The organism is Streptomyces sp. NPDC051576 (assembly GCF_040681835.1).
Lineage (GTDB): Bacteria > Actinomycetota > Actinomycetes > Streptomycetales > Streptomycetaceae > Streptomyces.
The window spans coordinates 62,573-74,734 of the sequence record NZ_JBFAZO010000019.1; the positions used below are offsets into that span (position 1 = coordinate 62,573).

The 12,162-nt window shown below is 71.7% G+C and carries 10 protein-coding genes; 5 read left to right on the forward strand and 5 right to left on the reverse strand.

All coding sequences use genetic code 11. The features are described 5' to 3' along the window. Positions 1-65: 65 nt before the first annotated feature. On the reverse strand, positions 66-1,877 hold the full coding sequence (locus AB0M63_RS42905) for a phosphatidylglycerol lysyltransferase domain-containing protein (protein WP_366023219.1): 1,812 nt from the start codon (positions 1,875-1,877) through the stop codon (positions 66-68). A 222-nt stretch (positions 1,878-2,099) separates the two neighbouring features. Between AB0M63_RS42905 and AB0M63_RS42910 the strand changes: the two genes are divergently transcribed. Next, positions 2,100-3,230 (forward strand): alpha/beta hydrolase-fold protein, encoded by a 1,131-nt coding sequence (locus AB0M63_RS42910; protein WP_366023220.1) that lies wholly within the window; start codon positions 2,100-2,102, stop codon positions 3,228-3,230. Positions 3,231-3,331: 101 nt separating this feature from the next. Then, positions 3,332-4,570, forward strand: a complete 1,239-nt coding sequence (locus tag AB0M63_RS42915) for a hypothetical protein (RefSeq protein ID WP_366023221.1) — start codon at positions 3,332-3,334, stop codon at positions 4,568-4,570. A gap of 7 nt (positions 4,571-4,577) precedes the next feature. Here AB0M63_RS42915 and AB0M63_RS42920 read toward each other — a convergent pair whose 3' ends face one another. Both AB0M63_RS42920 and AB0M63_RS42925 read right to left on the reverse strand, forming a co-directional pair. After that, positions 4,578-5,912: a PH domain-containing protein gene (locus AB0M63_RS42920; RefSeq protein ID WP_355907888.1), complete on the reverse strand. Its 1,335-nt coding sequence runs from the start codon at positions 5,910-5,912 to the stop codon at positions 4,578-4,580. Then, complete coding sequence (locus AB0M63_RS42925) at positions 5,909-6,409, reverse strand: PH domain-containing protein (protein WP_355907891.1); 501 nt, start codon at positions 6,407-6,409, stop codon at positions 5,909-5,911. Before AB0M63_RS42925 ends, AB0M63_RS42920 begins: the two co-directional genes overlap by 4 nt. Positions 6,410-6,440: 31 nt before the next feature. Between AB0M63_RS42925 and AB0M63_RS42930 the strand changes: the two genes are divergently transcribed. Then, positions 6,441-7,592 (forward strand): NADH-quinone oxidoreductase subunit D, encoded by a 1,152-nt coding sequence (locus AB0M63_RS42930; RefSeq protein WP_355907894.1) that lies wholly within the window; start codon positions 6,441-6,443, stop codon positions 7,590-7,592. 49 nt (positions 7,593-7,641) lie between these two features. On the opposite strand, the gene AB0M63_RS42935 is transcribed toward AB0M63_RS42930, so the two are convergent. Further along, on the reverse strand, positions 7,642-8,637 hold the full coding sequence (locus AB0M63_RS42935) for an SAM-dependent methyltransferase (RefSeq protein WP_366023222.1): 996 nt from the start codon (positions 8,635-8,637) through the stop codon (positions 7,642-7,644). Between the two features lie 118 nt (positions 8,638-8,755). Between AB0M63_RS42935 and AB0M63_RS42940 the strand changes: the two genes are divergently transcribed. Then, positions 8,756-9,961 (forward strand): sensor histidine kinase, encoded by a 1,206-nt coding sequence (locus AB0M63_RS42940; protein ID WP_355907900.1) that lies wholly within the window; start codon positions 8,756-8,758, stop codon positions 9,959-9,961. 73 nt (positions 9,962-10,034) lie between these two features. Further along, on the forward strand, positions 10,035-10,706 hold the full coding sequence (locus tag AB0M63_RS42945) for a response regulator transcription factor (RefSeq protein ID WP_356052956.1): 672 nt from the start codon (positions 10,035-10,037) through the stop codon (positions 10,704-10,706). Positions 10,707-10,728: 22 nt separating this feature from the next. On the opposite strand, the gene AB0M63_RS42950 is transcribed toward AB0M63_RS42945, so the two are convergent. After that, positions 10,729-11,838: a DUF5937 family protein gene (locus AB0M63_RS42950; protein WP_366023223.1), complete on the reverse strand. Its 1,110-nt coding sequence runs from the start codon at positions 11,836-11,838 to the stop codon at positions 10,729-10,731. Between the last annotated feature and the right edge of the window lie 324 nt (positions 11,839-12,162).

Here is a 12,162-nt window from a genome sequence, read left to right on the forward strand (position 1 = left end):
CGGGGCCGGTCCGGGCGATGTCCCCCGCGCGGAGGCGGGGTTCTCGCGCGGGCCGGCCCCGTCGCTCAAGCCGCTCGTGCGTCCCGCTCCGCCACCGCGTGGGCGCAGGCCGGAGCCACGGCCTTGCGGCGCCGCAGGAAGCGCGGCAGCGGGAGGGCCAGGTTGACGAAGCCCTCGGCCTGCATGGCGGCGAAGCCGATGCGGGGGAGGTCGCCGGACGCCCTGTAGACGACGAAGCGGGGTTCCCAGCGGGGCTGGAACTTCGCGTTGAACTTGTACAGGGACTCGATCTGGAACCAGCGCGAGAGGAACACGAGCAGTCCGCGCCAGGCGCGCAGCACCGGGCCCGCGCCGATCTTCTCGCCCCGGGCGAGAGCCGACCGGAACATCGCGAAGTTCAGCGAGACCCGGGTGATGCCGAGCTTCGGCGCGGCCTGGAGGGAGGCGACGATCAGCAGTTCGTTCATCCCCGGGTCCGCCGAGCGGTCGCGGCGCATCAGGTCCAGGGACATGCCGTCGGTGCCCCAGGGCACGAAGTGCAGGATCGCCTTCAGGTCGCCGTACTCGCCCGGCTGTTCGTCCGTCTTGTGGGCGGTGGCGATGAAGCAGTCGCCGTCGTCGGGGTCGCCGATCCGGCCGAGCGCCATGGAGAAGCCGCGCTCGGTGTCGGTGCCCCGCCAGTCCTCCGCCGCGCGCCGGATCCGCTCCAACTCGCCCTCGCCGAGGTCACGTACACGCCGTACCCGGGTTTCGTAGCCGGCCCGCTCGATGCGCTTCACCATTTGGCGTACGTTGCGCATCGCTCGCCCGGCGAGCGAGAAATCCGCCACGTCGACCACCGCCTCGTCGCCGAGTTCCAGCGCGTCGAGACCGGTCTCGCGGGTCCACACCTCGCCGCCCGTCTCGGAGCAGCCCATGACGGCCGGGGTCCAGGAGTGGGCCTTCGCCTCGTCCATGAACCGCTCGATGGCGCCCGGCCAGGCCTCCACGTCGCCGATGGGGTCACCGCTGGCGAGCATCACGCCGGACACGACGCGGTACGTCACCGCCGCCTTGCCGCTGGGCGAGAAGACGACGGCCTTGTCGCGGCGCAGGGCGAAGTGGCCGAGCGAGTCACGGCGGCCGTGCTTCTCCAGGAGGGCGCGCAGGTGCGTCTCGTCCTCCGGGGTGAGGCGGGCGGCCGGGTGCTCGGGACGGAACGCGAGGTAGATCGTCGTCACGGCGGTCAGCAGGCCGAGCGCGCCGAGCGAGAACGCGACCGTCCAGGAGGTGCTGCCCTCGTAGTCGACCGGGCCCTCGAAGCCGAACAGGCCGTACAGGACGTGGGTGATCCGATCGGCCAGGCTCGGGTCGCCGACCATGCGCTTGGAGTGGACGCTGACGATGACCAGTCCGAGGACGAGGGAACCGGCGCCCATGAGCACGAAGTTGGCGAGCGCGCGCCACCGGCTGCGCGGGTCGGGCAGCGCCCGGAACTCGTCACGGTGCATCAGCAGCGGCGCGAGCAGCGCGGCCGAGATGACGACTCCTGTGAGCGAGTGCCGGTACGCGAACTGCGCCACCGCGCCCGCCGGAAGCAACGCCACCGCGGCCCGCCAGGCCCGGCGCTTGCGCCGCCGCAGACCGTGCGCGAGGAGCAGCAACAGCACGCCGGCGCTGAGCGAGAGCGCCGCCGCGAAGGGACCGAGCGCGCCCGGCAGCACCTCCGCGATGGTGTGCATACGGCTGTGCCGGAAGCGGGGGAACACCCCCGCCGCGATGTCCAGCAGGCCGACCAGGGCACAGGCCCTGGCGACGAGCGTGGGAACGATTTCGGGGCGCGGACCTCGGACTATGCGCCGGACCCGGCCTGAACGGCTCGGAACCCCACCCGACATTTCCCCATCTATCCTGACAGACATCGCATCCCGTAGTTCTGCGAGAGACCTTGGATCCGGGCCCGATTCGGGCATCCGGCGACATTGCGCCCTCTAGGACGGTGTCTAGGGGAAGGAGGTTCCTTCCTCACCGGAAAGCCGGTTCAAAGGCAGAGGAAAGCCCGGGGCAAACGCTCGCGAAAGTTGTGTGCCCTCGGCGGAAAGCGCAGGCGGGGACAGCTCATGGGACTCACGAGCAACAAGGTGTTGGTACTGGCGTTCGTGTGTGCCGCGCTGCTGTTCATCGGCACGGTGTGGCTGTGGCCGCGGCTGGCCCGGCGGAACTGGCGGGCCGTCAGCGGACGCGTGGGACTGCTGCTGGCAACGCAGTTGGTGCTCTTCGCCTCGGTGGGCCTCGGCGCCAACCAGGCCTTCGGTTTCTACGCCAGTTGGGCCGACCTGTTCGGCAAGGAGACCGACCAGGGGGTCGTCGTCGACCACACCTCGCTCCAGGGCGCCGGCGGACCCCTCCAGGTGGTCGGGACCCGGAAGGTGGACGCACCGGGAGGCTCCACGCGGCCGCGCAGCGTGGGCCAGGTGCAGCAGGTCGACATAGTGGGCCGTACGACCCACATCGCCACCCCCGCGTACGTCTATCTGCCGCCCGAGTACTTCCAGTCGCGGTACCGCACCCGCACGTTCCCGGCGACGGTCGTGCTCACCGGGTATCCGGGCACCGCCCAGGCGCTCGTCGACAAACTGCACTACCCGCGCACGGCCCTGCAGTTGGCCAAGGACGGCCGCATGCAGCCGATGATCCTGGTGATGCTGCGGCCGACGGTGGCGCCGCCGCGCGACACGGAGTGCGTGGACGTCCCGGGCGGGCCGCGGACGGAGTCGTTCTTCGCCAAGGACCTGCCCGACGCGATGATGGCCCACTACAGGGTGGGCAGAAAACCCGGCAGTTGGGGTGTGATCGGCGACTCCACGGGCGGCTACTGCGCCCTGAAGCTCGCCATGCACCACCCCGGTGTGTACGCCGCGGGGGCCGGCCTGTCGCCGTACTACAAGGCACCGATCGACCCCACCACGGGCGACCTCTTCCAGGGCGACGAGAAGCTGCGCAACGAGGCCGATCTGCGGTGGTTCCTCAAGCACCGGCCCGGGCCGGACACCTCACTGCTCGTCAGCAGCAGCAAGGTCGGTGAACACGACTACAAGGACACCCTGGAATTCATCGACCTGGTGAAGGCCAAGAACTCCACCCGTATCGCGTCGATCATCCTGGACAGCGGCGGTCACAACTTCAACACCTGGCGACGGGAGATCCCGGCGGCCCTTGAGTGGATGAGCGGACGGCTCGGTGACCGGTGATCGGTGAAAGTGACCTCTGAAACGGTGTGAGGGAATAGGGGTGGCTGTGTTTTTACCGGGCGGGGCACCATCATTCGCCTACGCGCGGTAAGTTTCTGGCCATGCCACGTGGACGTCACCGCCATTCCCCGCCGTTGCACCGGCTGTTGCCCCCCTCGGCGATCGCAGGCGTGTCGCTCGTCTGCGCCTTCGGGCCATGGGTCTTCTCGCAGGCGGCCGCACTGCGGATAGTCGCGGCGATCGCCGCCGCGACCGCGCTCGTCGGGGCGGCCGTCATGCGCCGCTGGGACACTCAGGCGGGCAAACAGGTCGCCGACCTGGTACGCGCGCGTACGAGCGACGAGTGGCGCTACGAGGAGCGGCTGGCCGAACTCGAGTCGGACCTCGACGAGTCGCGCGAACTGCGCGTCAAGCTGGAGCAGAAGCTGCGCGCCAAGCGCACGGAGCTGGCGGGCCTGCGCAACGAACACGCGGCGCTGCTGCGCCGGTACGCCACGGCGGAGACCGAGCGCGCCAGCGCCCTGGAGGGGCGCCGCCTGCTGGAGATAGAGGCCGCGGAACCCGCGCGCGCGTTGCCAGCCGCTCTGGTGGAGGCCGACGACGAGACCTCGGCGGATGTGGACGCGGACCTGGACGTGGATCTCCAGGACGACGATTTCGCGAACGACGACGCGGTCGACACGGACGACACCGGGGCTGTGGCTGCCCCGGTCGAGGCCGAGGTCGTCGAGGAGGAGAAGCCCGCGGTCTCCACGGTGTTCTCCCCGGAGGGGTCCAAGCTGTTCCTGCGGGCCAAGGCGGCGCTGGTCCGGCTCGACGAAGGTGAGGCCGGGGTGCCCGCGCCGAGGGACGAGGACTCCGCGCCGGCCGAGCCCGCCCCGATGGCGGCCGACAGCGGCCCCGCCGAGTCGGAGGCCGCGCAGGAGGACGAGGCGGAGGGGAAGCCCGAGGCGGTCGACGGGCACGAGCACGCGGCCGCCGTCCCTCCGGCCGCGAAGTCCGCCCAGCCCGCGCACCCGTCGGGGCACTTCACCGTGCCGACCGCGGTGGCGGTCGTACCGGCCGCTCCTGTACGGCGACCGGTGACCGAGGGCGGGTTCGACTTCTTCGGCATGCAGAAGGGCCCGTCGTCCGCCGACATGGACGCCGTGCAGAACGAGGACCTCGCCGACGTGGTGGGCCAGGAGGCCCTCGCGGTGCACAAGGCCGAGGCGGAGGCGGAGTTCAAGCCGGCCGACGACCGGTCGCGCGGTGTCGGCGCGGTCCAGGTCATCGACCTGACGGCGCACGACGAGACCGAGCAGATCAACCTCCCCGGGCTGCGCAGCGCGGCTTCCTGACCGGGCCTCAGGCCATCCAGCGGTCGGGCCGCGCGTCCCTGCGGCCCGTCCGCGACCGCTCGGCCTGCCCGCGGAGCAGCTCCGCGGCCTCCTGAGCGTCCCGCAGCCGGGCCGTGACGGTCTTGTTGGCCCCGGTGTCCACACGCACCTCGGCAAGCCGCCAGAGCCGCTCCCAGGGCCCCTGCTTCAGCCGTACGCTCTGCACCTTCGCGTGCGGCACCAGCGCCACGCTGCGGCGGAGCAGTCCGTGCCGGGCCACGAACACCGTGTCGGTGACCGCGAGGCCGTAGCCCCGCCACCACAGCGGTACGCACCGGCCCGCCCGGCGCGGCGGCCGGGACAGCGCCGAGCGCGGGGGCACCGTCACCCCGGGCAGCACACGCGCGACGACCGACTCGGCGATCTCGCGCGGGGCGACCGGCACCAGCACCGAGTTGGACGATCCGGCCACGTCCAGCTCGACCCGGACCCACCCGCGCCGCCGCCACAGCAGCGGCTCCACGATCCGCACGGTCTGCACCCGCCCCGGCGGCACCGTCTCGTGCGTGCGGTCCAGCAGCCCGTGATCGATGCGCAGCCCGTCCGGGGACTCGCCCACCGTCCAGTCGTACTCGCCGACGAACCGCCCCACACTGCTCGCGCCCGCCGCGCCCAGCAGCGGCAGGGCGGTCGCGAGGACCGTCCACACGCTGTGGGTGGCGAACCAGAGCAGCGGCGGTACGACGAGTGCGGCGGCCAGCGATCCCCAGGTGGCGCCGGTCAGCACCAGGGACACCGCGAGCACCCCGGCCGGCACGTGCAGCAACTGCCGCGCGGGCGCCTCGCCGACCTCGTGCGCGGTCTCGGGCGCGAACCCGGCGGCCCGCGCAAGCAGTTCGGCCCGCAGCGCCCGCGCCTCGCCCTCGCCCAGGAAGGCCAGTTCGTCCTTCTTGTCGGCCCCTACGACGTCCAGCTTCAGCTTGGCGACGCCCGCCACGCGCGCGAGGAGCGGCTGTGTCACGTCGATCGCCTGGATGCGCTCCAGCCGGATGTGCGCGGTGCGCCGGAACAACAGGCCGGTACGGATGCGCAGTTCGGTGTCGGTCACCGCGAAGTGGGTGAACCACCAGGTCAGGAAGCCGTACAGGGCGGCCGCCGGCACGAACACGGCGAGCCCGATCAGGAGCGTGACCGTGGTCAGCCGGGTGAGCTGCTCCTGCGCCTGGTTGGGGTCGTGCACCGCCCACCCGATGATGACGGCGACCGGCGCCCACGCCCGGCGCAACGGCGTCACCGGATGCAGCCGCCGTTCCACGAGGGGTACGTGTGCGGCTACGTCCTTCTCGGTGCCCGGCGTCGTCACAGCCCCGCCGATCGGGCCTCGCCCAGCTCGGTGAGCCGGTCGCGCAGCCGTTCGGCCTCGGCCGGGACCAGCCCCGGGATCGTCGCGTCGGTCGCCGCGGCGGCCGTGTGCAGCTGCACGCTCGCCAGCCCGAAGTGCCGCTCCACGGGCCCCGAGGTCACCTCCACGAGCTGCATCCGTCCGTACGGCACGATCGTCTCGTGGTGCCACAGCACGCCCCTGCTGATCAGCAGGTCGTCGGCGCGCTCGGCGTACTTCCAGGAGCGCCAGTTACGGCCCAGCAGCACCCAGCCCCACGCCATCAGGCCGAGTGGCAGCAGCGCGAACGCCGCCCAGCCGGGACCGGCGAACAGTGCAAGCGGCACGCCCAGGGCCACCGCCAGCAGCCCCAGCCACACCACCAGCAACAGCCGTCGCAGCTTCAGCAGCCCCGGCGGCAGCCCGGTCCACACCGGCTCGCGCGCCGCGTCGTCCTGCGCGGCAGTCCCCGTTTCCATGGGGCAAGCGTACGTACGAGACACTGTGTCCATGACTCCCACGACGGAGACCACGGTCGGGATCGGCGGCGCCGCGGAGAGCACCGACATGGTGCTCAACATCGGCCCCCAGCACCCCTCCACGCACGGTGTGCTGCGGCTGCGGCTCGTCCTCGACGGCGAGCGCATCCAGCATGCGGAGCCGGTGATCGGCTATATGCACCGCGGCGCCGAGAAGCTCTTCGAGGCGCGCGACTACCGCCAGATCATCATGCTCGCCAACCGCCACGACTGGCTGTCCGCCTTCTCGAACGAGCTGGGAGTGGTCCTCGCCGTGGAGCGGATGCTCGGCATGGAGGTTCCCACGCGCGCGGTGTGGACGCGCACCCTGCTCGCCGAGCTGAACCGGGTGCTCAACCACCTGATGTTCCTGGGGTCCTACCCCCTGGAACTCGGTGGCATCACGCCGGTGTTCTACGCGTTCCGCGAGCGCGAGGTGCTGCAGAACGTCATGGAGGAGGTCTCCGGCGGACGCATGCACTACATGTTCAACCGCGTCGGCGGCCTCAAGGAGGACCTGCCGGCCGGATGGGCCTCCCGCGCGCGTGAAGCCGTCGCCGCGGTGCGCTCCCGGATGGACCGCTTCGACGACCTGGTGCTCGGCAACGAGATCTTCCGGGGGCGCACCCGGGACGTGGGCACCCTCTCGGCCGAGGCCGTGCACGCCTACGGGGTGAGCGGGCCCATCGCGCGCGCCTCGGGCGTCGACTTCGACCTGCGGCGCGACGAGCCGTACCTCGCGTACGGCGAACTCCAGGACACCCTGAAGGTCGTCACGCGCCAGGAGGGCGACTGCCTGGCCCGCTTCGAGGTGCTCCTGGAGCAGACCCACAACGCCCTCGACCTCGCGGACGCCTGCCTCGACCGGCTCGCCGAGCTGGAGCCCGGCCCGATCAACCAGCGGCTCCCGAAGGTCCTGAAGGCGCCCGAGGGGCACACGTACGCGTGGACCGAGAACCCGCTCGGGATCAACGGCTACTACCTCGTCAGCAAGGGCGAGAAGACCCCGTACCGGCTGAAGCTGCGCTCGGCGTCCTACAACAACATCCAGGCGCTCGCGGTGCTGCTGCCGGGGACGCTGGTGGCGGACATGGTGGCGATTCTTGGGTCGTTGTTCTTCGTGGTCGGGGACATCGACAAGTAGAGGGCGACAAGTAGAGGTCGATAAGCGGAGACCTACTGGTAGAGGCTGTTCACGGTTGGTCGAGCGGGTCCGGGATTCCGACCGGCTGTACGAGCCAGCCGAAGTCGCCGAGGCCGCCCGGTGCGGTGAGTTCGGCCGCCTCGCCGGCGCCCGCGAGGGCGCGGACGTACCGCGCCGGGTCGGTGGAGGCCAGCGTGAGCGGGGGGCGCGCGCCTGTGACGCCCAGGGCGTGCAGGGCGGCGCGTTGGGTGAGCAGGCGTGCGCCGGGGAGTGCGCAGGCGTCCAGTGCGACATGCGCCGTGATGTCGCACGAGCCGTCCGGCAGGGGTGCCGTCTCGCGGCCCTCGCGGAAACCGGTGAGCGTGCCGAACGGGGGCCGGGTGTCCACGGTGTGCGCGTAGTCGACGGCGATCGCGAGTCCCCGGTCGACGGCGGCGACGGCGGACGCCCAGGCGGTGTCCCTGGGGAGGCCGATCTCGGCGCGCTGCCCCTCCTCGGGCGGCTGCGGCCACCACCGCGCGAGCCACCCGGCCTCCGCACCGGAGGGGGGCTCCCCGAGCCGCTCGGTCCCGTCCTCGCGTACGAGCACGAGGCGCGGTACGCCGGCGGAGTCCACCTCGGCGACCTCCACGGGCACGTTGTCCAGCCACTCGTTGGCGAACAGCAGCCCGGTGACGCCCTTCGGCACCTCGGCCCGCCACTCGACACGGGGATCGAGTCCCCCGGGGCGGTCGGCGAGCTCGACGCCGTACGCACGCACGCGTGCCGCCACTTCTGCGGGCAGGGCGGCGAGCACACCGGTCACCAGCTCGCCGCGGCCCGCGCCGAGATCCACGAAGTCCAGCACCGCCGGCCCCTCCAGTGCCTCGTCCACCCGGCACAGCAGCCGTGCCACGGCCCCGGCGAAGAGCGCCGAAGCGTGCACCGACGTACGGAAGTGCCCGGCGGGTCCCTCGGGCCTGCGATAGAACCCCTCAGGGCCGTACAGGGCGTCCTCGGCCGCCGCCCGCCAGCCGCGCCACCGTCCCGAGGTGTCTTCCGTCACGCGGCCAGACTAAGTGCACAGGACAACGGGGCCTCCACCTTGGGGAGTACGTCGGGCGTATACGGATCGATCCTCCGGTTGACCCCGGCACACCGCACGCGTCCCTACGCTGGGTTACGTGCAGCGCCTCTATGACTTCCTCCGCAGACACCCGACATGGGTCGACACCTTCTGGGCTGTCTTCCTGCTGGGGCTGAGTGGCGTGAGCATCGTCGGTGTCCACTACTCGCCGGGCCATCACGACTCGGCCGTCGGGCCGTTGGTGGTGTCCGTCGTGATGTGTGCGGCGATCGCGCTGCGCCGCCGGTGGCCGGAGAAGATGCTCGTCCTGGCCTGCGCGACGGGCCTCGTGCAACTGGTCCTCGACATCGAGCCCCAGGTGGCCGACTTCGCCATGCTGGTGATCGTCTACACGGTCGCCGCGGTCGGTGCCCGCTGGGCCTCCCGTTTCGCCCTGGCCGCCGGTCTGTCCGCGGCGACCCTGGCGCAGATCCGCTGGCCCCAGGAGCACACCAGTTCCCTCGGGCTGATCGCGCTGGCGATCTTCCAGACGGTGCCGTTCGCGCTGGCCTGGGTGCTGGGCGACTCGATGCGCACCCGGCGCGCGTACTTCGCGCAGTTGGAGGAGCGCGCCGCCCGGCTGGAGAAGGAGCGCGAGGCGCAGGCCAAGGTCGCGGTCGCCGCCGAGCGCGCCCGGATCGCCCGCGAGCTGCACGACGTGGTCGCGCACAACGTGTCGGTGATGGTGGTCCAGGCCGACGGCGCCGCCTATGTCCTCGACTCCGCGCCGGACCAGGCGAAGAAGGCCCTGGAGACGATCTCCTCCACCGGCCGCCAGGCCCTCGCCGAGATGCGCCGCCTGCTGGGCGTGCTGCGCACCGGCGAGCACAAGGAGGTCGGGGAGTACGTGCCGCAGCCGGACGTGGAGCAGATCGACGACCTGGTCGAGCAGTGCCGTACGTCCGGACTGCCCGTCGACTTCAAGGTCGAGGGCACCCCGCGCCCACTGCCCAGCGGCGTCGAGCTGACCGCCTACCGGATCGTGCAGGAGGCGCTCACCAACACCCGCAAGCACGGCGGCCCGAACACGGGCGCCAGTGTGCGCCTGGTCTACTTCGACGACGGTCTCGGGCTGCTCGTCGAGGACGACGGCAAGGGCGCCCCGCACGAGCTGTACGAGGAGGGCGGCGTGGACGGCCAGGGGCATGGTCTGATCGGTATGCGGGAACGGGTCGGCATGGTCGGGGGCACCCTGGACGCGGGCCCGCGCCCGGGCGGCGGCTTCCGCATCAGCGCGCTGCTGCCGCTGAAACCCGCGCACTGACCTTTCGTACGCCGGGCACTGACACCTGTAACGAACAGTTGAACGACCTTTAGACGGAACGGAAGAGGACCCGATGACGATCCGCGTGATGCTCGTCGACGACCAGGTGCTGCTGCGCACCGGGTTCCGGATGGTGCTCGCCGCCCAGCCGGACATGGAGGTCGTCGCGGAGGCGGGCGACGGCGTCGAGGCCCTCCAGGTGCTGTCCGCGACCGCGGTCGACGTGGTGCTGATGGACGTCCGGATGCCGAAGCTGGACGGGGTGGAGACCACCCGCCGCATCTGCCAGGGCGAGAACCCGCCGAAGGTGCTGATCCTGACCACCTTCGACCTCGACGAGTACGCCTTCTCCGGGCTGAAGGCGGGCGCCTCCGGCTTCATGCTCAAGGATGTGCCGCCCGGCGAACTCCTCACCGCGATCCGCTCGGTGCACAGCGGGGACGCCGTGGTGGCGCCCTCCACGACCCGTCGGCTCCTGGACCGCTTCGCCCCGATGCTGCCCGCCACCGGCAAGGAGCCCCAGCGCAAGGAGCTGGAGCGCCTCACCGAGCGCGAACGCGAGGTCATGATCCTGGTCGCACAGGGGCTGTCCAACGGCGAGATCGCGGCCCGCCTGGTGCTGTCCGAGGCGACGGTGAAGACCCATGTCGGCCGCATCCTGACCAAGGTCGGTCTGCGGGACCGGGTGCAGGTGGTCGTCCTGGCCTACGAGACGGGGCTGGTGCGGGCGGGCGGGCACGGTTAGACGCCTGGCCGCCCGGTGCGGGTCATCTGAGGATGCCCTCCAGGAAGTCGCTGCCCAGGCGGGCCACCGTCGTGACGTCCAACTGGTGCAGCACATAGCGGCCGCGGCGGCGGGTGGTGATCAGGCCGGCCTTTTTCAGGACGCCGAGATGGCGGGATATCTCGGGGGCGGTCATGCCGTGCACCTGGGTCAGCTCACCGGTGGTGAACGCGCTGCGGGCGAGGCTGCGGCACAGGCGCATACGGACCGGGTGGGACAGGGCGGTCATCCGCAGGGTCAGCAGCTCCACGGAGGTCGGTGCCGTGAGCCTGGGCGATCCCACGGGGTAGTGCACGACGGGCTGCCAGCCGTGCCGGTACAGGACCGTCAGGTGCGGCCAGCCCAGGCTGGTGGGCACCAGGAGGAGGCCGCCGTCCTGGGTCGCCGTACGGCCGTCACCGAGCTTGTCGACCGTGATCCGGGTGGCGCTCTCGTCGAGGGTCATCGCGGTGGACATCGACGCCAGCGCCTCCGCCAGGCCCTTGCGGCGCAGGAGGTCCGTCTTGTGGCGGGCGTCGGCCGTGAGCTGGTGCTCCATCCGGGACCAGGTCTCCGCGAAGAACGCCTCGTCGCAGTCCTCCAGGAACTGCCGCAGCCAGGCCCTGGTCCGCGGTGGGTCGGCCAACAGCCGCTCGGTGAAAGCCAGTTGATGCGGGCCCCGCGCGGCCGCCTGCTCCAGGGCACGTCGCCGGATCCCGGTGTCGCTGAGCGGGCCGGGTCCGCCCGTGGCGTACGAGATCGCGCAGGTGGTGAACTCCAGTGCCGCGTCCACGAACTGCTCGTCAGTCAACTTGTCCAACAAATCCAGCTCCTCGGCGAGCGTGGCCCCGGGGAGCGTGCTCCGGCCTGGGATGCCCGCGTACGGCAGGAACAGGTCGGAGAACGTCAACCGCCACAGGAAGTCCGCCTCGCACATCCGGTCGGCCAGATGCGGATCGAGCCGGGCGGTGACGCCGGTGACCCAGCCCTGGAGGCCGGGATGGTGCCCCGGCTCGGACATCGCGTGCAGCGCCATGCACAGCTCGCCCAGCGGCGAGGGCGCGAAGGTGATTCGCTCCGGCCGCAGCCCGGTGATGTCGATGTGCACGCTCATGCCCCCATCGTGCACCCCGCCACTGACAACGCCCCCGCCGTTTGACGGCGCCCGTCAATCGCCGCGACAGCCGGGGCCGGGCGGCGCGGCACGGGGGGCACGAGCATCACCCGGCAGCACACGCTCGACACCCGCCCGGCCCGGCGGCTCGGCGGCGTCCCCGCGCCGCCGCCCGGCGCGCGTGACCGGCGGAGGGCCCGGGAGTGGGTCGGTGGCTGCGCCTGGGGTGTGTGGGGTTTGCTGCGGTCGGCCCGGCGGCTCGGCGGCCCGGCTCGGCGAGGCTCTTCCTCCGCTGCCCGCTGCCCGGCGCGCACGAGCGGTGGA